Raw genomic sequence first — 20,467 nt, forward strand, 5'->3', positions numbered from 1 at the left:
TCAGGGCACGGGGCTCACGACGCCTGGGACACGGCACGGCGCGAGGGCAGGCTGGTCGCGACCACCCCGCCGATCACGACCAGCCCGCCGATGAGCTGAGCCGCCGAGTAGGGCTGCCCGACCAGGATGGTGAAGGCGGCGACGAACACCGTGACCAGGTTGAGGAAGACTCCGGCGCTGCCCGCGGGGAGGTCGACCAGAGCACGGCTCCACAGCAGATAGGCCAGCACCGAGGGGAAGACCGCGATGAACAGGACTGCCCCCAGGGCCTGTGGGGTCAGCGAGAGGCTCGGTCCTCCGGCGGCGAGACTGAACGGCAGCAGCACCACCACGGTGATCGCTGCCTGCACCGCCAGGGCGGTCACCGGCGGCACCTGCAACCTGCCCTGGCCAGCCCTCCCAATGATGGTGTAGGCAGTCCAGGCCACGACCGCGCCGAGCATCACCAGCTCACCGGCACCGAACCGTGCCGCGAGCAGCACCCTGAGGTCACCGCGGCTGAGGACGATCAGCGCCCCGACGACCGCGAGACTCACGCCTGCGACGACCAGCGGGGTCAGCCGCTCTCGCAGGACGAGGGCGGCGACGAGAACGATGAGCGCGGGATTGGTGGAGTTGACGAGCGAGGCGCTCAGTGCCGAGGTGTGCTCCAGCGCCACATAGACCAGCAACGGATAGCAGAGCAGGCCGGTCAGGCTCAGGGCCACCAACCAGCGCCACTGCGAGAGCACCACGCGGAGGGACGGTCTCTCCCGCCGGGCGAGAACGACCAGCAGCGGCAACGCGAACAACCACCGGAGCAGCACCAGGTCGAGCGGGGTGATGCTCTGCACGGCCACGGCTCCCACGAGGTAGTTGCCGGCCCAACAGAGCGTGGCCCCCAGCAGGGCGACGACGGCGACCAGGCGCCCGTGCCGGGTGCCAGCGCCGGAGTGGGGCATACGACGGCGGCTCCTCTCGTGACAGAAGCGGCTCGGGTCGAGCCGTGACAGGCTGGACGCTGCTAGTCGGCCAGTTCGGCGGCCTCCAGCCACTCCAGCTCCAACGTCTCCCTCTCGTCGCGGATCGCGGCGAGCTGGGCACTGAGCCGCATCATCGCCTCGGCGTTGGTCGCCTGCGCCACCATCTCCTCATGCACCCGGGTCTCCCGCTCCCCGAGCCGGGCCAGCGCCTTCTCGACCCGGGCCACGGTCTTGCGGGCCTCGCGCACCTCGGCCGCACGAGGAGCCGACGATCCCCCGGACTGGGCGCCGCCCGATGCCTTCGCCGTGGAGTGCGAGCCACCTGAGGCCTGTGGAGCCGGTCCCCCACGCTCCGCCCGGGTCTGCATGGCGCGTCGCAGCTCGAGATACTGCTCCACCCCACCGGGCAGGTCACGTAGGCCGCCGTCACCCAGCAGGGCCACCTGCCGGTCGGTCATCCGCTCCAGCAGGTAGCGGTCGTGGGACACCACGAGCAGCGTGCCGGCCCACCCGTCGAGCACGTCCTCCATCGAGGTCAGCGTGTCGATGTCCAGGTCGTTGGTCGGCTCGTCGAGCAGCAGCACGTTGGGCTCGTCCATCAGCAGGCGGAGGAACTGCAGTCGTCGCCGTTCGCCCCCGGACAGGTCGCCGACGCGCGACTGCTGCCGCCCGCCGGTGAAGCCGAGGCGGGTGGCCAGCTGGCTCGCGGAGATCTCCTTGCCGCCCAGGACCGTGAACGAGCGAACCTGCGTGATGGCATCGATCACCGTCCGGCCCGCGACCGCTTCCAGCTCTCGCAGGTCCTGGCTGAGGCACGCCAGACGGACGGTCTTGCCGGTCTTGAGCGTGCCGTCCTCCAGCGGGATCTGGCCCATGAGGGCTCGGAAGAGGGTCGACTTGCCGGCGCCGTTCACTCCCACGATGCCGAACCGGTCTCCGGGGCCGATCCGCCAGGTGACGTCGTCGAGCAGCACCCGGTCACCGAGCCGGACGGTCGCGTCCAGCAGGTCCAGGACGTCCTTGCCGAGCCGCGTCGTGGCAAACCGGACCAGCTCGACACTGTCCCGCGGCGGGGGTTCGTTGGCGACCAGGGCCTCGGCAGCGTCGATCCGGAAGCGTGGCTTGCTGGTCCGGGCCGGCGCCCCGCGCTGCAGCCAGGCCAGCTCCTTGCGCAGCAGGTTGTTGCGACGTTCCTCGGTGACCGCCGCCACCCGCGCCCGCTCGGCCCGGGCGAGCACATAGGCGGCGTAGCCCCCGTCATAGCTGTGGACCTGCCCGTCGCTCACCTCCCAGGTGCGGGTCGCGACGGCATCCAGGAACCACCGGTCGTGGGTGACGAAGACCAGACCGCTGCCGGGACGGGGACGACGCTGGGACAGGTATGCCGCGAGCCAGGCCACGCCTTCGACGTCCAGGTGGTTGGTGGGCTCGTCGAGCAGCAGGAGGTCGGGGTCGCGCACCAGCAGCGCCGCCAGCGCCAGCCGGCGGAGCTCACCGCCGGACTTGGCTCCGACGGGGGAGTCCAGACCCCCGAGTACGGTAGCGCCCAGGTCGCCCAGCAGCCCGGACACGATCTCCCGGACCCGGGGGTCACCGGCCCACTCATGCTCGGCCAGGTCGCCGAGGACGACCTGTCGGACGGTCGCGTCAGGGTCGAGCACGTCGGCCTGGGCGAGCATCCCGCTGGTCACGCCGGCCGGTCGGAGCACGCGTCCGGTGTCGAGCTCGCGGTTGCCCTGCAGCACCCCCAGCAGGGAGGTCTTGCCGCCGCCGTTGCGGCCGAGCACGCCGATGCGCTCGCCGTCGAGGACCCCGAGGGAGACGTCGTCCAGCAACACCTGGGTGCCCGCGATCAGACGTGCGCGGTCGGTCGCTATGAGGTTGGCCATCCGCTCAGCCGGAGAAGTTCTGCGGGCCGGTCGGCGCGACGGAGTGGATCACCTGGGCGCCTGCGACAGGGCCGGTGGCGCGGCGGATGTCGCCGGCCGGCCCACGGGCAGCCAGTCCGACGGAGAGGTCGATCGCCTCGGCCTGCGTGCTCACCAGGAAGACGACGGTCGGCCCGGACCCGGAGACAATGGCTCCCTGAGCGCCCAGGGTGGTGCCGGCCTCGAGCACCTCGGCGAGCACGGGATACAGCGAGATCGCCGCCTCCTGGAGGTCGTTGCGCAGGGCGGCACCGACCTCGGCCGGGTCCATGGTCCGCAGCGCTGCCATCAGGTCCCCGGAAGGCACCGGGTCTCCCACCGAGCTGCCGGAGGCCTCTCGCAGACGGTCGCACTCGGCATACACCTGCGGGGTCGACAGGCCCGTGTCCGGGCTCACCCACAGCACCCAGTGCAGCTCTCCCCGGGCGAGCACCGGAGCGAGCCGCTCTCCGCGTCCGGACCCGACGGCGGTGCCACCGTGCAACAGGAACGGCACGTCGGAGCCGAGCCGGGCAGCGATCGGCTCCAGCTCGTCGCGGTTCAGCTGCAACTCCCACAGTGCGTCGCAGGCGACCAGGGCCGCCGCCGCGTCCGCCGATCCGCCGGCCAGGCCGCCTGCGACAGGGATGTTCTTGTCGATGCTCAGCGCGACGGCGCCCTCGATGCCATAGCGGCGGGCGAGCATCTTGGCCGCCTTCAGCGCCAGGTTGCTCGTGTTGGTGGGCACGCCCTCGGCCGTCGCGCCGGTGACCTCCACGGACCAGCTGTCGGCCTCCGTGGCGGTGACATAGTCGTAGATCGCGACGGTGTGATAGATCGTGGCCAGCTCGTGATAGCCGTCCTCGCGCAGCGGTCCCACGACCAGCTCCAGGTTGATCTTCCCGGGCACACGGACGGTGACACCGCGGGACTCGACGGCCAGACTCATGCCGCCACCCTATGCGTCGGGGCCGCGGGCAGCAGCGATGGCCGCGAACTGCTCGATCGTCAGGCGCTCTCCGCGGGCGCTCGGATCCACACCGGCCGCCCGGAGCGCCTGCTCGGCCGCGGCCGGGGATCCAGCCCAGCCGGCGAGCGCCGCCCGGAGGGTCTTGCGACGCTGGGCGAAGGCTGCGTCGATCACCGCGAAGACCTCCCGCCGGTCTGCGGTGGTGACCGGCGGGTCACGCCGGACCATGCGCACCAGCCCCGAGTCGACGTTGGGAGCCGGCCAGAAGACGTTCCGGCCGATCCTCCCCGCCGGTGAGACCTCCGCATACCAGGCGGCCTTGACGCTGGGCACTCCGTAGACGCGGTTGCCCGGCGGCGCGACCAGCCGGTCGGCGACCTCAAGCTGCACCATGACCAGCACCCGCTCCAGGGTGGGCAGCACCTCCAGCAGGTGCAGCACGACCGGCACAGCCACGTTGTAGGGCAGGTTGGCGACCAGCGCGGTCGGCTGGGGGTCCGGCAGCTGGGTGACTCTCAGGGCGTCCTGCTGCAGGACCGTCAGGCGATCGGCACGCTCCGGAGCAACCTCGGCGACCGTGGTTGGCAGCTGCTCGGCCAGCACCGGGTCGATCTCGATGGCGGTCACCCGGTCGACCGTGTGCAGCAGAGCCAGGGTGAGGCTGCCCAGCCCCGGCCCGACCTCGACCACGACATCGTCCGGCCCGACACCGGCCTGGCGGACGATCTTGCGCACCGTGTTGGCGTCGATGACGAAGTTCTGTCCCCATGTCTTGGTGGGACGCACTCCCAGGCGGCCGGCCAGCTCGCGGATCTGCGCCGGGCTGAGCAACTGGTCGTGGGGGTGTGGCTCCATGACCGGCCAGCCTAATGGCGCACGGGTCGACCCGGTGCGCGCCACTGGTGCCTGTGCCATCCGGACCCATTGTCCGTGCGGGGGCCTGCCGATATGGTCCGGCCAGGCCACACCGCTGGCCCGATAGACCACATGCTCGCGACCGAGGGAGAGACGTCATGTCAGTGCCACCCCAGGACCCAAACCAGTCCCCTAACCCGAACCAGTCCCCTGACCCGAACCAGCCGCCGGGTTCCCCGCCGCCCTCCTCGCCGCAGGGTGCTCAGTGGCAGAGCGGTCAGCCCGCGCCGCAGACCGGTGGGTGGCAGGGCGGTCAGCCCGCCCCGCAGACCGGTGGGTGGCAGGGCGGTCAGCCCGCGCCGCAGCCGCCGAGCAACCAGGAGGGCGCCATGGACGCCAAGGGCTTCTTCGCCGCCCTGTTCGACTGGCGTTTCCACACCCTGATCACGCCCAAGATCGTCAGCATCGTCTACCTGGTCGGCATGATCCTGATCGGGCTCGGTTGGTTGGGCGCCCTCGTCAGCGGCTTCAGCACAGAGCCGGTGCTCGGACTCATCGTGCTGATCGTCGGGCCTGTCATCGCCGTGGTCTACCTGGCGTTCTGGCGGATGACCCTGGAGTTCTACTTCGCCATCGTGCGCATGTCCGACGATATCCACCGCAGCGGCGGAGCGCCCCGCCGCTGAGCTCAGCGCGGGCCTGGGTGACCAGGCCCGCGCTGCCCGGCGGGGTGAGCCTCAGAGCCCCCGCCGGGGGAATGCTCCACGGTTGCAACTACGTTGTAGGTAGGACAGGCTCGAAGCCTGTGGACATCGACAACTGAGGAGCTGTTTGCTGTGGCTGACTATGCACTTCCCGATCTTCCCTACGACTACGGCGCACTCGCCCCGCATATCTCCGGCGAGATCATGGAGCTGCACCACTCCAAGCACCACAACGCCTATGTCACCGGCGCCAACACCGCCCTCGAGCAGTTGGCCGAGTCCCGCGACAAGGACTCCTTCGGCAACGTCAACATGCTCTCCAAGAACCTGGCGTTCAACCTCGCCGGCCACGTGAACCACTCAGTCTTCTGGCCGAACATGTCCCCGGACGGTGGCGACAAGCCGGTCGGTGAACTGGCCGCCGCGATCGATGACACGTTCGGCAGCTTCGACGCCTTCCGCGCGCACTTCACGGCCAACGCGCTCGGCATCCAGGGCTCCGGCTGGTCGATCCTGGCCTGGGACACCCTCGGCCAGAAGCTGATCCTCTGCCAGCTCTACGACCACCAGGGCAACCTCTCGGCCGGCCTCGTTCCGTTGCTGATGCTGGACATGTGGGAGCACGCCTTCTACCTGCAGTACCGCAACGTCAAGGCCGACTACGTCACCGCTTGGTGGAACGTCGCCAACTGGGCGGACGTCCAGTCCCGCTTCGAGGCGGCCCGGACCACCACCAACGGGCTGATCGTCCCTAGCTCCTGACGACCTCGCGACCCTCAGCGGCCCCGGTGCACGTGCACCGGGGCCGTTGTCGTGCCACCAGGCGGAGGGTGGGGCCCGCAGCCCGTGCGCCCGGTGGGGTCAGATCTCAGGCGACGGCGCGCCCGGTGGGGTGAGATCTCAGGCGACCGTGCGCTCGGTCAGGAGGGGGGCGGTCACCAGGGGCCGTAGACCTGCTCTGAGTTCGCCGACACCGCCTGGCACAACGTGGGGACTGCGACGTTCAGCGTGGTGGCCATCGCGCGCACGGTGAGGGGGATCAGGTAGGGGGCGTTGATCTGCCCCCGGTGCGGGCTGGGCGTCAGATAGGGCGCATCGGTCTCCACGAGCAGGTGCTCCAGAGGGGTCACCGCAAGCGCATCGCGCAGATCTCTGGCGTTCTTGAACGTCACCGTGCCGGCGAAGGACAGGAAGTACCCCCGCCGCACGCACTCCCGGGCCATCGCCATGTCACCGGAGAAGCAGTGCAGGACGACCCGGTCGGGGGCCCCCTCCTCGGCCAGGATGCGCAGCACGTCCTCGTGGGCGTCGCGGTCGTGGATCTGCAGCGCCAGCCCGGTCCGCTTGGCGATCTCGATGTGGCCCCGGAACGACTCCTGCTGGGCGCCGACCCCCTCGGGACCGGTGCGGTAGTAGTCCAGGCCGCTCTCGCCGATCACCCGCATCCGCGGATGGGTTGCGAGCGCCTCGATCTCGGTGAGCGCGTCGTCCAGGTCCCCGGCCGCGGCGTGCCCGGGTGCCTCGTTGGGATGGACCGCCACGCCACCGAGCAACGCCGGGTGCGTGTCGAGGACCTGGGCCGTCCACCGGGCGCTCGGCAGGTCACATCCGATCTGCACCAGGCGGTCGACCCCCACCTGCGCCGCGGCCGCGATCTGGTCGGCAAGGTTCACTGCGGGGCCGTCCCTGCCGATGTCGAGGTGGCAGTGGTTGTCCACGACCGGGATCGGCAGTGGCTCGGGGGCAGGGGGGGCCTGCGCCCGAGGGCTCTGCGCCATCACGCTCCGGGGCCGCCACCGGTGGGGGCGGTGCCGTCGCCGTCGTCGCCACTGCCCTCGCCGTTCTCCCCGGCGACAGAGCCGTCCGCGCTGACCTCGTTGCCGTCCTCATCGACCAGGCCGAGGCGACGCCGCTCCTCATCGATGATGGCCGTGTCCAGCTTGGTGAAGATCGGCGTGGGCTTGGCCACCGGCGCCCCGACCGTGACTGGTCGGCTCTCCCAGGGGGGCATGCCGGCATAGTCACCGGTGATGATCGGGTATGCCGGGCGCTGCGGTTCGTCGAGGTCGCTCACCTCCTCGACGTGCGGCATGGGCATGAACTGCCCCGTGCCGCCGAGTGCCGCGTGGACCGCGTTGGAGCTGTGCGGCAGGAAGGGCGACAGGAGGGTGTTGAGATCGACGACTGCCTGCGCCAGGACGTGCAGCACCGTGGCGAGCCGGGCACGCTGGTCCTCGCCCTTGAGCTTGAACGGCTCGGTGGTGGAGACGTAGGCGTTGGCCTCACCCACCAGGCGCATCGCCTCGGCCAGTCCGGCCTTCTGCTTGTGCGTGGCGATCAGCCGTCCGACGTTGGTGAAGCCCTCGGCGATCTGCCCCAGCAGGGCACGGTCGACGTCTTCGAGGTCGCCCGCGGCGGGGATCTCGCCGAAGTTCTTGGCGATCATCGAGGCGGTCCGGTTCACCAGGTTGCCCCAGCCGGCCACCAGCTCGTTGTTCGTCCGCTTCACGAACTCCGGCCAGGAGAAGTCGGAGTCCGCGGTCTCGGGGGCCGCCGCCGACAGGAAGTAGCGCAACGCGTCGGGCTGGTAGCGCTCCAGGACGTCGCGGACGTAGATGACGATGGAGCGCGAGGTGGAGAACTGACGCCCCTCCATGGTGAGGAACTCGCTGGAGACAACCTCGGTCGGCAGGTTCAGCTCACCGAAGGGACCCTGCTCACCGCCCCGAGTGCCCGCCCCGTTCTGGGCGAGCATCTCTGCCGGCCAGATCTGGGCGTGGAAGGTGATGTTGTCCTTGCCCATGAAGTAGTAGGTCAGCGCCTCCGGGTCGTTCCACCAGTCACGCCAGCGCTCCGGCTCGCCACGCCGGCGGGCCCACTCCACGGACGCCGAGAGGTAGCCGATGACCGCGTCGAACCACACGTAGAGCTTCTTGGTCGGGTTCTCCTCCCATCCCGGCAGCGGGATCGTGATGCCCCAGTCGATGTCGCGCGTCATCGCGCGCGGCCTGATCTCCTCGAGGATGTTCTGGGAGAACTTGATGACGTTGGGACGCCAGAGTCCGCTGGCCTCGCGACCGTCGAGCCACTCGGACAGCGCATCGGCGAGCGCCGGCAGGTCCAGGAAGAAGTGCTGGGTGTCGGTGAACTCCGGTGCCTCGCCGTTGATCTTGCTGTGCGGGTCGATGAGGTCGACCGGGTCGAGCTGGTTGCCGCAGTTGTCGCACTGGTCCCCGCGGGCCTCGGGATACTTGCAGATCGGACAGGTGCCCTCGATGTATCGGTCCGGGAGGGTGCGACCGGTCGACGGGCTGATCGCGACCTTCTGGGTCTGCTCGATCATGTAGCCATTGCGGTGGCAGGCCAGGAACATCTGCTGCACCACGTGGTCGTGGTTGGCGGTCGTGGTGCGGGTGTAGAGGTCGTAGGAGACCCCCAGGGCGGTGAGGTCCTCGACGATGAGCCGGTGGTTGACGTCGATGAACTCCTGAGCACTCATCCCGGCCTTGTCCGCCTGCACCAGGATCGGGGTGCCGTGCTCGTCGGAGCCAGAGACCATCAGCACCTGGTGCCCAGCCATGCGCATGTACCTGCTGAACACGTCGGAGGGCACGCCGAACCCGGCCACGTGGCCGATGTGGCGCGGGCCGTTGGCGTACGGCCAGGCGACGGAGGACAGGACATGGCTCATGGCTGGCGAGTCTAGTGGGGGCAGCACGTGACGACCGACCAGCCCCGATCACCGGCGACCGGCCCCCGTCGTGACCGTTTGGAGACCCTTTTGATCACGAATCGATAACGGACCGGGCGCGGGGGTCTAGATTCCCGGTCCCGACCTGCCTACTGTCGAGCAACCGGTGGGATTCACCGGCATCTGATTCTGGGAGAATTCATGAGACGAGTAGGTAGTAAGGCCCCCTCGCGGGGTCTCCGCCGCGTCGCGACGGCGGGGGTCGCCTCGGTGGCGCTGGCCGTGACAACCGTCAGCAGTGGCGGGGCGTTCGCGGCCGAGGCCGACGGCGATGTGCGGGATCTGGGTGAGGCCGCTGATTACGGGGTGGTTGCCCCGGATGGCGGCACCAAGTTCGTGGACGGTGCCATCGAGGGTGTGAAGGCACAGCCGTCCGCCTACTTCATCCAGCTCAGCGCGACACCGGTGGTCAAGGGCGGTTCGGCCAGCGCGGTCACCTCGCAGACCGACGCGTTCCTGGCCCGCGCCGCTTCCGTGGGGGCAGACCTCGAGGTGCGTCAGACCTACGACTCCGTGTGGAGCGGCCTGTCCGTCTCCGGCTCGCGCGCCGATGTCGAGCTCGCGGCCGCGTCGGAGGACGTCGTGGCGGTCTTCCCGGTCCACCAGATCGAGGCTCCCGAGCTCGACCTCGGCGACGCCTCTCCCCAGATGGAGAACGCCAAGGGGATGACCGGTGTCGACAAGGCCCACGAGATGGGTTACACCGGCGAGGGCATGCGCATCGCCATCATCGACACCGGCGTCGACATCGACCACCCGGACTTCGGCGGTGACGGCACCCCCGGTGACGGCATCACGGAGGACTGGCAGACCGACCAGGTCCAGGTCGGCTATGACCTGGTGGGCGACGACTACAACGCCGCTACCCCCGCGACCGACATTCCGGTCCCGGACGTCAACCCGGATGACTGCCAGGGCCACGGCTCGCACGTCGCCGGCATCTCCGCGGGCAACGGCGACGAGGCCGCAGGCGGCGTCGTGGGTGTCGCCCCCGACGCCGTCATCGGTGCCTACCGTGTCTTCGGCTGCGCAGGCTCCACGACCTCCGACATCATGCTCTCGGCCATGGAGCTGGCCTACGAGGACGACATGGACGTGGTCAACATGTCCATCGGCTCCGGCTGGGCCTCCTGGGAGCAGTACCCGACCGCCGTGGCCTCCGACTCGCTGGTGGACGCCGGCATCGTCGTCGCCGCCTCGATCGGCAACGAGGGCGCCAGCGGCACCTTCTCCGCCGGTGCGCCGGGTGTCTCCGACAAGGCCATCGGCGTGGCGTCCTACGACAACGCGATGGTCACCCAGAACGCCTTCACCTACGGGGCCGACGACGTCTCGGTCGGCTACGCGCCGGCCACGGGTGCGCCCGAGCCGCCCACCGAGGGCACCGAGTCACTCGTCCGCCTGGGCGACCCCGGCTCGATCGAGGGCATGGCCTGCACCGCCGATGGTGGCATCGAGGACGACCTGACCGGCTCCATGGTCCTGATCGACCGTGGCGAGTGCTCCTTCCACGAGAAGGCCGCCAACGCCCAGGCCGCCGGCGCCGTCGGCGTCGTCCTGGCCAACAACGTGCCGGGCGTCATCAACGCCACGGTCGAGGGTGACCCGGCCGTCACGATCCCGGTGGTCTCGATCCAGCAGGCTGCCGGCGCTGACCTGAACGCCGCGATCGCCGCGAACGACGAGGCGATCGACCTCACCTGGACCGACGAGGTCACCTCGGTCGAGAGCCCGACCGCGGGACTGATCTCCGCGTTCAGCTCCTACGGCATGACGGCTGAGCTCGAGCTCAAGCCCGACCTCGGTGCACCGGGTGGCAACATCTTCTCGGCCTACCCGCTGGAGAAGGGCGGCTACGCCTCCCTGGGTGGCACGTCGATGTCGTCCCCGCACGTGGCCGGCACGGCGGCCCTGCTGCTGCAGGCCCGTCCCGACCTGGCCACCGAGGACGTCCGGACGGTGCTGCAGAACAGCTCCGACCCGGCCCCGTGGTCCGGCAACCCCACGATCGGCTTCCTGGACTCGGTGCACCGTCAGGGCGCCGGCATGGTCGACATCGACGACGCCATCCTGGCGCCGGCCCTGGTCAGCCCGGGCAAGATCTCGCTCGGCCAGACGGACACCGAGCCGCAGACCGCGACCGTGCAGGTCCGCAACACCACCGACCAGGCGATCGAGTACGCGCTGAGCAACAACACCGCCACGATCTCCACCGACGGCCCGGACTACGCCCCCGGGTACTGGAACGCGGCCGCGGTGGTCGAGGCACCGGAGACGGTGACCGTTGCCGCCAACGGCAGCCGCTGGGTCAACGTCACGTTCACCGGCCCGACCATGGGCCCGGAGATGACGGTGGGTCTGCAGTACGGCGGCTACCTGGAGTTCGAGCCGATCGGCGACACTGCTGGTGACGTCGTGCGGGTCCCCTACGCCGGCTACGCCGGTGACTACCAGGACCGTGAGGTCCTGCTGCCCGGACCCTACGAGTTCGACCTGCCCGTGCTGGCCGTCGGCGACGGCGACCCGAACGGGGACGGTCAGGAGTCCTACACGCCGTTCCCGGACACGGGCACCGGTGACGAGCCGGTCTTCACCCTGGTGGACCACGACGACCCGTCCATCCTCGCCGAGTTCGGCCACCAGGCCCGCAGCGTCGAGGTGACGGCCTACCGGGCCAACGCCGACGGCACGCAGGGCGAGGAGGTCGGCGTCGTCTACACGGAGGACTACCTGCGCCGCAGTGAGGCGCCGGGCGACTTCCTGGCGTTCACCTGGGACGGCACCTTCCAGGGTGCCACCGTCGAGGACGGCAAGTACCTCCTGGAGATGACCGTCACCAAGGCCCAGGCGTTCAACGACGACCGGGAGGCCGGCACCGAGAGCTGGACCGGAGAGCCGTTCACCATCGCGGACGCTCAGGAGGCTCCCACCTCCCCGATCGTGTCCCGCATCGACGGCACCGACCGCTACTCCACGGCCGCCAAGATCTCCGGGGCGAACTACGACCCGGGCGTCGAGACGGTCTACATCGCCACCGGCCAGACCTACCCGGACGCCCTGGCGGGCGCTGCACGGGCGGGTGCCCAGGGTGTGCCGGTCCTGCTGGTCAAGCAGGACGACATCCCGGCGGCCACCCTGTTCGAGCTCGAGCGGCTCGAGGCGGGCCAGATCGTCGTCTTCGGCGGCCCCGTGGCCATCGACGACGCGGTCGTCAGTGAGCTGGAAGGCCTCACCGACGGCTCCGTGACCCGGATGGCCGGCGAGGACCGCTACGGGACCGCTGCGGCGATCTCGGCGGACATCGAGCCGGGTGCGGACACGGTCTACGTCGCCACCGGTGAGGAGTTCGCCGACGCCCTGACCGGGGCGGCCCGGGCGGGCACCGTCGAGAGCGCCGTGCTCCTGACCAAGTCCGACCGGCTGCCGCACGTCACGGCCGCCGAGCTCGACCGGCTCGACCCGACCACGATTGTCATCCTGGGCGGGCCGAACGCGATCTCCGAGGAGGTCGCTGCCGACCTGGCCGTCTACGGCGAGGTCGAGCGCACCGCGGGCGAGAACCGCTACGAGACAGCCGCCGAGATCGCCGCCGACTTCCCGGCGGGCCTGGACGATGTCTTCGTGGCGACCGGCCTGGACTACCCGGACGCGCTGACCGGTGCCGCTCTCGCGGGTCACCTGAACAGCCCCGTCCTACTGGTCCAGCAGGATCACATCCCGCACGCCACCATGGGTGAGCTCACCCGCCTGGGTGCGGAAGAGATCCAGATCCTGGGTGGTCGCGTCGCGATCAGCCAGGGTGTTGAGGACGACCTGAACGAGATCGTCTACACGCCCTGACCCAGCGCTCAACCCCTGGTGGGCCCGCCCCGAGTTCGCTCGGGACGGGCCCACCGTCGTGTGCCACGAACCGGTGCGTGTCGACGCGCCGGAAGGTCACGGAGAGGTCACGGAACCGTGGCTCGTGGGAACACGTCACAGGTCCGCCATGGTTGACTGGCTGCAACGGGTCCCGCCGGGACGCGCCGAACGACGAAGGGGGCGAGACTGACCATGCTCGCTGCACTCACCGGAGCAGGGCTGTCCGCCGCGGCGGGCCTGAATGCCTACATCCCGTTCCTGATCGTGGCCGTGATGGCCCGGTTCACCGACATCATCAACCTGCCGGGACAGTACGCCTGGATCGAGTCCGACTGGGCGATCGGCGGTGCCGCAGTGCTCCTGGTCGGTGAGGTGGTCTTCGACAAGATCCCCGTCGTCGATCACATCAACGATGCCGTCGGCACCTTCATCCGCCCAGCGTCGGGGGGCCTGATCTTCGCCGCGACCCAGGCCGCGGAGGACCTGGAGCAGGGCTCCTCGTTGTTGCAGGACAACCCCTGGATCGGTGTCGTCCTGGGCATCGTGACCGCTGGCATCGTGCACACCGGCAAGGCCGTCACCCGTCCCGTCATCAATGCCAGCACTCTCGGCATCGGGGCTCCCCTGGCCTCGACGGCCGAAGACACCGCCTCGGTCGGCCTGAGCTTTGTGGCGATCTTCTTCCCGGTCATCGTGATCTTCGTGCTGCTGCTCATGCTGTGGGGCGGCATCGTGCTGTGGCGCAGCGCCCGCAGACGCCGTCGAGAGCGCGAGCAGGCCGTCAGCGCCTACTACGGCTGACCACCACCCCCGGGCCGCGCGTGTCAGCGAGCAGCGAGCACCGCGTCATACAACGCCTTGGTCGACAGCCCGGTGCGTCGACCGACCTCCTTGCAGACGTCCTTGAGCCGCTCCCCGGCCGCCGTCCGCTCCAGGATCTCCGGCAGCACATCGGCCACTGTCACTGCGGGGCCGGCCGCCGGGTCCAGCCCCGAGACCACCACGGTGATCTCCCCCCGCACACCGTCCGCGGCCCACTGCGCCAGCTCGGCCAGCCCCCCGCGGCGGACCTCCTCATAGGTCTTGGTGAGCTCTCGGCATACGGCTGCTGGTCGGTCCGGGCCCAACACCTCAGCCATCGACTCGAGGGCCGCGGCGAGGCGGTGGGGGGCCTCGAAGAAGACCATAGTGCGCGGCTCCTCCACCAGCTGCCCGAGCATCCGCGCGCGCTCCCCCGCCTTCCGGGGCAGGAAGCCCTCGAAACAGAACCGGTCGACCGGCAACCCGCTGACGGCCAGAGCCATCAGCACGGCCGAGGGGCCGGGCACACAGGTGACCGGCAGGTCCTCGGCGACACAGGCCGTCACGAGGCGGTAGCCCGGGTCGGAGACCGACGGCATGCCGGCATCGGTGACCAGGAGGACCCGCTCCCCGGCGCCGATCCGGGCCGCCAGCTCCGGCGTGCGGGCGGCCTCGTTGTGCTCGTGGTAGGACAGGACATCGCCGACCACGCTCACCCCGAGCCGGTCGGTGAGTCGCCGCAACCGCCGGGTGTCCTCCGCGGCGACGACGTCTGCGGTCGCCAGCTCCTCCAGGAGGCGGGGCGAGGCGTCGCGGGAGTCGCCGATCGGCGTGGCCGCGAGGACGAGTGCGGCTCGGTGCGTAGTCACCGACACCCCTGGCCGTATGCCGTGGGTCCGGGACTCAGGCGCGGTGCCGCTGGGCGCGCAGCAGGTCGCCGTTCATCTGCGAGATGACGTTGAGCGGGATGCCCTTCGGGCAGGCCCGGGAGCACTCGCCCAGGTTGGTGCAGCCGCCGAAGCCCTCCTCGTCGTGCTGTCCCGTCATGGACAGCACGCGGGCGTCACGCTCGGGCTGACCCTGCGGGAACTCGCCGAGGTGGGTGATCTTGGCGCCCATGAAGAGCATGCCGGAGGCGTTCGGACAGGCCGCGACACAGGCACCGCAGCCGATGCACTCGGCCGCCATGAACGCGCGGTCGGCGTCGTCCTTGGGGACCGGAGTGGCGTGCGCGTCCGGCGCGGACCCGGTGTTGGCCGAGATGTAACCGCCGGACTGGATGATCCGGTCGAGCGAGCCACGGTCGACGCACAGGTCCTTGATGACCGGGAAGGCGTCGGCCCGCCACGGCTCGATGACGATCTCGTCACCATCGCGGAAGGACCGCATGTGCAACTGGCAGGTCGTGGTCCGCTCGGGGCCGTGGGCCTCGCCGTTGATCATCACGCCGCACATCCCGCAGATGCCCTCGCGGCAGTCGCTGTCGAAGGCGACCGGCTCCTCGCCCTTGGCGGTCAGCCCCTCGTTGAGGACGTCGAGCATCTCCAGGAAGGACATGTCCTCGGAGACGCCCTCGATCGGGTAGGTGACGACGCCGCCCTTGTCCTCCGGGCCGTTCTGCCGCCAGATCTTCAGGGTGAGTTTCATCGGGTCCCTCCACGAGGTTCGGAGTGTGCGACGGATGGGGTGCGGCCGGGGGTGATCACTTGTAGCTCCGTTGCTTCAACTCGATCGCCTCGTACTCGAGGAGTTCCTTGTGCAGGACCGGGTCGCCGTTGTCGCCGCCCCACTCCCACGCGCCGACATAGAGGAACTGGTCGTCATTGCGCAGCGCCTCGCCGTCCTCGGTCTGGCTCTCGGCCCGGAAGTGGCCACCGCAGGACTCGCGCCGGTGCAGCGCGTCGATGCACATCAGCTCGCCGAGCTCGAGGAAGTCCGCGACCCGGCCGGCCTTCTCCAGCGACTGGTTGAGGGTGTCGGCGGCGCCGAGGACCCGCACGTTGCGCCAGAACTCCTCACGCAGCGACCGGATGAGGTCGATTGCCTTGCGCAGCCCCTCCTCGGTGCGCTCCATGCCGCAGTACTCCCACATGATGTGCCCGAGCTCCTTGTGGAAGGAGTCGACGGAGCGGTCACCGTTGATGCCGAGCAGCGTCGTGATCCGCCTCTCAACCGCGTCCTGTGCCTCGACGACCGCGGGGTGCTTGACGTCGATCGGCTCGTAGGGCCCGTCTGCGAGGTAGTCGCGGATGGTGTTGGGCAGCACGAAGTAGCCGTCGGCCAGGCCCTGCATGAGCGCCGAAGCGCCGAGGCGGTTGGCCCCGTGGTCGGAGAAGTTGGCCTCCCCGGTGACGAACAGGCCCGGGATGGAGGCCTGCAGGTCGTAGTCGACCCAGAGCCCGCCCATCGTGTAGTGGACCGCGGGGTAGATGCGCATCGGCACCTGGTAGGGGTCCTCACCGGTGATCTGCTTGTACATGTCGAAGAGGTTGCCGTACTTGGCGCGGACGGCGTCCTCACCCAGGCGGCCGATGGCCTCCTTGAAGTCCAGGTAGACGCCGCGGCGGAAGTCGCCGACCTTGGGACCGACACCGCGGCCCTCGTCGCACATGTTCTTGGCCTGCCGGGAGGCGATGTCGCGGGGCACCAGGTTGCCGAACGAGGGGTAGAGGCGCTCCAGGTAGTAGTCGCGGTCCTCCTCGGGAATGTCGCGCGGGTCCTTCTCGCAGTCCTCGCGGCGCTTGGGCACCCAGATCCGGCCATCGTTGCGCAGCGACTCACTCATCAGGGTCAGCTTGGACTGGTGGTCGCCGGAGACCGGGATGCAGGTCGGGTGGATCTGCGTGTAGCAGGGGTTGGCGAAGTAGGCGCCCTTGCGGTGGGCCCGCCAGGAGGCGGTGACGTTGCAGCCCATGGCGTTGGTCGACAGGAAGTAGACGTTGCCGTAGCCCCCGGAGGCGAGCACCACGGCATCCGCCAGGTGGGTCTGGACCTCGCCGGTGACCATGTCGCGGGCGATGATCCCGCGGGCCTTGCCGTCCACCACGATGAGCTCGAGCATCTCGTGCCGGGCATACATCTGGACGGTGCCGGCGCCGATCTGGCGCTCTAGCGCCTGGTAGGCGCCGATCAGCAACTGCTGGCCGGTCTGCCCGCGCGCATAGAAGGTGCGGGAGACCTGGACGCCGCCGAAGGAGCGGTTGTCGAGCAGGCCGCCGTACTCGCGGGCGAACGGCACGCCCTGGGCCACGCACTGGTCGATGATGTCGGCACTGACCTCGGCCAGCCGGTAGGTGTTGTCCTCGCGGGAGCGGTAGTCCCCACCCTTGACCGTGTCGTAGAACAGCCGGTAGATCGAGTCGCCGTCGCCCTTGTAGTTCTTCGCGGCGTTGATGCCGCCCTGGGCGGCGATCGAGTGGGCCCGGCGCGGGCTGTCCTGGTAGCAGAACGACTTGACGTTGTAGCCCGCCTCGCCCAGCGTCGCCCCGGCGGAGGCACCCGCCAGGCCGGTGCCGACGATGATCACGTCGAGCTTGCGACGGTTGGCCGGGTTGACCAGCTTGGCGTCGAACTTGCGCTGGGTCCACTTCTCGGCGATCGGGCCAGCAGGTGCCGCCGTGTCCGCGATCGGCTCGCCCTCGCGGTAGAGGCCCTCGATGAGAGGTGCGGTCATCGTGTGTGCTCCGTCCTGGTGCTCCCGGTGGTCAACTGGGGTGCGGTCATGGGATCAGTCCGAGGAAGATGGCCACCGGGGGCAGCGCGAAGCCGACCACGACGACCACCGCGACGAGGATGGCCACCAACCGCAGCCGCTCGGCCATGTCGAGGCTGGTGTTCAGGCCCAGGGTCATGCCCGCAGACCAGATGCCGTGCAGCAGGTGCATGCCCAGGCAGGCGATGGCGAACAGGTAGATGAGGACCGCCCACCACTCACCGAAACTGGCCACCAGCCGGTCGGCGGGGTTGTCGTAGGTGCCGCCGATGTTGATCGTCAGCGTCGTGAAGTGCAGGAGGTGGAAGACCACGAACACCAGCAGCGCCACACCGCCCCAGCGCATCGACCGCTTGACGAAGGTGGCCCACTCCCCCTTGCGCTGGACGTAGCGGACCGTCCGGGCGCGGCCCGCGCGGCTCCACAGCAGGAAGGCTGACGCGGCGTGCAGCACGAGACTGACCAGCAGCGTGATGCGCATGATCCAGAGGAAACCCTTCTCCGGAAGCATCGGCGTGCCGAACTCACGCAGATGGTGCGCGTACTCGTTGAAGCTGTCCTTGCCGGCAAAGATCATCAGGTTGCCGTACATGTGGGCAAGGATGAACCCGACGAAGATCACGCCCGTGACGGCCATCACCGTCTTGAGCAGGATGCTTCCTGTCCTGGGCCGCTTGCCTGCGGAGATTGTTGAGGTGGCCACGTCAGGACTGTACTACTGGCGACACGCCGCGCGAGGACAACCCCCGTCACCGCCCCCGAACGCGCCGGTGAGCCAGGTTCCCCGCCTACTATGACGCCGTGACCGAACCGACCGGGGGGCCGACGAGCCTGCGCGCGCGCCTGCTCGGGCCGGCCGTGAGCGCCCGGGCCGCGGCCTGGGCGTGGTGGGGTCCGCTGATCGTCATGGTCCTGGGCGGCGTCATCCGGTTCGTCAACCTGGGGCACCCGTCCTCCCTGATCTTCGATGAGACCTACTACGTCAAGCAGGCCTGGTCGCTGATCCGGTTCGGCACCGAGATGGAGGTGCGCGAGGGCCTCGAGGAGCCCGACGTGCTGTTCACCGCGGGCACCCCGGACGTCTTCGGCAGCACCCCGGACCTGGTGGTCCACCCACCCGTCGGCAAGTGGATGATTGGCCTGGGCGAGTGGGTGTTCGGAGTCGAGGACCCGTTCAGCTGGCGGGTCGCCGCCGCAGTCGTGGGCACGTTGTCCATCCTGATGATCGGCCGCGCCGCCTGGCGGATGTTCCACAACCCGCTGCTGGCCACCGCCGCGGCCACTCTGCTCGCGGCGGATGGCCACCACTTCGTGCACTCCCGCACCGGCCTGCTCGACGTCTTCGTGATGTTCTGGGCACTCGCCGCGTTCTGTCTGCTGCTCATCGACCGTGAGGACGGTCGCCGGCGTCTGGCGGCGCGGGTGGGTGCACTGGCACCCAGCCCGGGCAGTATGCGGTGGGGCCCGGGCCTCGGTTTCCGCTGGTGGCGCGTGGCTGCCGGAGTCAGCCTGGGTCTGTGCATCGGCACCAAGTGGTCCGGGCTGTTCTTCCTGGCGGCCTTCGGCCTGATGACCGTCTGGTGGGACATGGGCGCCCGGAGGGCTGCCGGGGCGCAGCGGTGGTTCATCGGCTCGGCGGTGCGCGACGGCATCCCGGCCTTCCTGCAGACCGTGCCGGTCGCCCTGGTCACCTACCTGGTCAGCTGGGCCGGCTGGTTCGCCACGGATCACGGCTACAAGCGGCAGTGGGCCGCCGACAACCCCGTGCTGGGGCCGGCCTCCCTGGTGCCCGACCCCGTGCGGTCCCTGTGGGCCTACCACCAGGAGATCATGAGCTTCCACGTCGGGCTCGCCAACGAGCACGCATGGTCCTCCAACCCGTGGTCCTGGATCGTGCAAGGGCGTCCGACGCTGTTCTACTCCCGCTGGCCGAAGCTCGGCGAGGACGGGTGTGAAGCGGCCGACTGCGTCACCTATATCGCCTCGCTGGGCAACCTGTTCATCTGGTGGGGCGCCACCCTGGGTCTGCTGGTCGTGGCCTTCATGTGGATCATCGGCCGTGACTGGCGCGCCGGCGCCGCCCTGTCCGGGGTGATCGCGGGGTGGCTGCCGTGGTTCCTCTACCAGGGCCGCACGATCTACAGCTTCTACGCGGTGGCCTTCGTGCCGTGGCTGGTGCTGATCGTCATCTACTGCCTGTCCCTGGCCTACGGCCGCGCGCAGGACCCGCTGGTCAGACGCCGGTGGGGTGCGGTCGCGGTGATCCTGTACGTCACGGCTGCCGTGGCCCTGTTCGTCTGGTACTACCCGGTCCACACGGCCCAGACCATCCCGCGGGACCAGTGGGAGCTGCGCATGTGGTTCGACTTCTGGACCTGACCCCGGGGCGCCGGCCGGACCGCGGCATGGTCATCACCGGCCGTGGCGGTACGGGTTCTCCCACGGCCAGTCGGTCCTGATCCACTCGGCCACGGCGTCCGCGAGCGGCTCGTCGAGCTCTGCGTGACTGGCCCGGACCCAGGACTGGACGCTGACGTCGTGGCCCTTCCGGGTGGTCGGGTAGAGGTAGACGCACCCGATGACGTCCTCGTCGGCCGGGTCGAGCACCGTGAAGGTAAAACCCTTGCCGGCAGCGAAATCGGCCTCGTGCCGCGTCAGGTCCTGGTGGTTGCGCTCCATCGTCAGCCCCTCCGGCGGGGGCCAGCTGCCGTCCGGATAGCCGGGCGTCGACCGGATGTGCTCGATGCTGGACATCCACGCGGCACGGTCAGCCTCATTGTGCCGGGGGCCCAGCGGCTCAAGCCGGAAGCGGTCGGCAGTCAGGGAGCGCGGCGGCTCGAAGCCGACCGGCACGAAGTCAGCGGTGTCCATGCGGCGACGGTAGCCACACCGAACGCCTGCGCGCCTCCGGTTTTCTTGCTGCAGCGCTGAGCGACCCCGAGCC

Annotated in this window: 16 protein-coding genes; 5 read left to right on the top strand and 11 right to left on the bottom strand. The window is 69.7% G+C overall.

The genetic code is table 11. The features are described 5' to 3' along the window. Positions 1-14 precede the first annotated feature (14 nt). From DPQ65_RS10305 to rsmA, 4 genes are all read right to left on the bottom strand, one after another. The gene (locus DPQ65_RS10305) at positions 15-941 is read right to left on the bottom strand and encodes a DMT family transporter (protein WP_114907251.1); all 927 of its coding nucleotides are present in this window, start codon (positions 939-941) and stop codon (positions 15-17) included. A 62-nt stretch (positions 942-1,003) separates the two neighbouring features. After that, entirely contained in the window at positions 1,004-2,851 is a 1,848-nt protein-coding gene (locus tag DPQ65_RS10310; RefSeq protein WP_114907252.1) for an ABC-F family ATP-binding cassette domain-containing protein, read from the bottom strand. A gap of 4 nt (positions 2,852-2,855) precedes the next feature. Further along, entirely contained in the window at positions 2,856-3,818 is a 963-nt protein-coding gene (locus DPQ65_RS10315; RefSeq protein WP_114907253.1) for a 4-(cytidine 5'-diphospho)-2-C-methyl-D-erythritol kinase, read from the bottom strand. A 9-nt stretch (positions 3,819-3,827) separates the two neighbouring features. Beyond that, a complete protein-coding gene (rsmA, locus tag DPQ65_RS10320) occupies positions 3,828-4,694 on the bottom strand; it encodes a 16S rRNA (adenine(1518)-N(6)/adenine(1519)-N(6))-dimethyltransferase RsmA (RefSeq protein WP_114907254.1) in 867 nt (288 codons plus the stop codon). A gap of 158 nt (positions 4,695-4,852) precedes the next feature. Between rsmA and DPQ65_RS10325 the strand changes: the two genes are divergently transcribed. Both DPQ65_RS10325 and DPQ65_RS10330 read left to right on the top strand, forming a co-directional pair. Next, on the top strand, positions 4,853-5,380 hold the full coding sequence (locus DPQ65_RS10325) for a DUF4282 domain-containing protein (protein WP_162802156.1): 528 nt from the start codon (positions 4,853-4,855) through the stop codon (positions 5,378-5,380). A gap of 150 nt (positions 5,381-5,530) precedes the next feature. Next, positions 5,531-6,160: a superoxide dismutase gene (locus DPQ65_RS10330; RefSeq protein WP_114907256.1), complete on the top strand. Its 630-nt coding sequence runs from the start codon at positions 5,531-5,533 to the stop codon at positions 6,158-6,160. 173 nt (positions 6,161-6,333) lie between these two features. Here the strand turns inward: DPQ65_RS10330 and DPQ65_RS10335 are convergent, their stop codons facing one another. Together DPQ65_RS10335 and metG are read right to left on the bottom strand one after the other, a co-directional pair. After that, complete coding sequence (locus DPQ65_RS10335; protein WP_114907257.1) at positions 6,334-7,176, bottom strand: TatD family hydrolase; 843 nt, start codon at positions 7,174-7,176, stop codon at positions 6,334-6,336. Then, a complete protein-coding gene (gene metG / locus DPQ65_RS10340; RefSeq protein WP_114907258.1) occupies positions 7,176-9,089 on the bottom strand; it encodes a methionine--tRNA ligase in 1,914 nt (637 codons plus the stop codon). Before metG ends, DPQ65_RS10335 begins: the two co-directional genes overlap by 1 nt. Positions 9,090-9,371: 282 nt before the next feature. On the opposite strand from metG, the gene DPQ65_RS16335 reads away from it, so the two are divergent. Beyond that, positions 9,372-12,989: a S8 family serine peptidase gene (locus DPQ65_RS16335; protein WP_162802157.1), complete on the top strand. Its 3,618-nt coding sequence runs from the start codon at positions 9,372-9,374 to the stop codon at positions 12,987-12,989. 213 nt (positions 12,990-13,202) lie between these two features. Then, positions 13,203-13,811, top strand: coding sequence for a DUF4126 domain-containing protein (locus DPQ65_RS10350; RefSeq protein ID WP_114907260.1), 609 nt, complete (start codon positions 13,203-13,205; stop codon positions 13,809-13,811). A 23-nt stretch (positions 13,812-13,834) separates the two neighbouring features. On the opposite strand, the gene rsmI is transcribed toward DPQ65_RS10350, so the two are convergent. The 4 genes from rsmI to DPQ65_RS10370 are packed head-to-tail and all read right to left on the bottom strand — an operon-like array spanning position 13,835 to position 18,226. Next, positions 13,835-14,680, bottom strand: coding sequence for a 16S rRNA (cytidine(1402)-2'-O)-methyltransferase (rsmI, locus tag DPQ65_RS10355; RefSeq protein WP_114907492.1), 846 nt, complete (start codon positions 14,678-14,680; stop codon positions 13,835-13,837). A gap of 34 nt (positions 14,681-14,714) precedes the next feature. Further along, a complete protein-coding gene (locus tag DPQ65_RS10360) occupies positions 14,715-15,458 on the bottom strand; it encodes a succinate dehydrogenase/fumarate reductase iron-sulfur subunit (protein ID WP_114907261.1) in 744 nt (247 codons plus the stop codon). Between the two features lie 55 nt (positions 15,459-15,513). After that, positions 15,514-17,484, bottom strand: a complete 1,971-nt coding sequence (locus tag DPQ65_RS10365; RefSeq protein WP_114907262.1) for a fumarate reductase/succinate dehydrogenase flavoprotein subunit — start codon at positions 17,482-17,484, stop codon at positions 15,514-15,516. 46 nt (positions 17,485-17,530) lie between these two features. Further along, complete coding sequence (locus tag DPQ65_RS10370) at positions 17,531-18,226, bottom strand: succinate dehydrogenase cytochrome b subunit (RefSeq protein WP_114907263.1); 696 nt, start codon at positions 18,224-18,226, stop codon at positions 17,531-17,533. 98 nt (positions 18,227-18,324) lie between these two features. On the opposite strand from DPQ65_RS10370, the gene DPQ65_RS10375 reads away from it, so the two are divergent. Then, positions 18,325-19,902, top strand: coding sequence for a dolichyl-phosphate-mannose--protein mannosyltransferase (locus tag DPQ65_RS10375; RefSeq protein WP_238146780.1), 1,578 nt, complete (start codon positions 18,325-18,327; stop codon positions 19,900-19,902). Positions 19,903-19,935: 33 nt separating this feature from the next. Here the strand turns inward: DPQ65_RS10375 and DPQ65_RS10380 are convergent, their stop codons facing one another. After that, positions 19,936-20,394 (bottom strand): GNAT family N-acetyltransferase, encoded by a 459-nt coding sequence (locus tag DPQ65_RS10380; protein ID WP_114907264.1) that lies wholly within the window; start codon positions 20,392-20,394, stop codon positions 19,936-19,938. Positions 20,395-20,467: the final 73 nt, after the last annotated feature.

This window comes from Ornithinimicrobium murale, assembly GCF_003352835.1.
Classification (GTDB): Bacteria; Actinomycetota; Actinomycetes; order Actinomycetales; family Dermatophilaceae; genus Ornithinicoccus; species Ornithinicoccus muralis.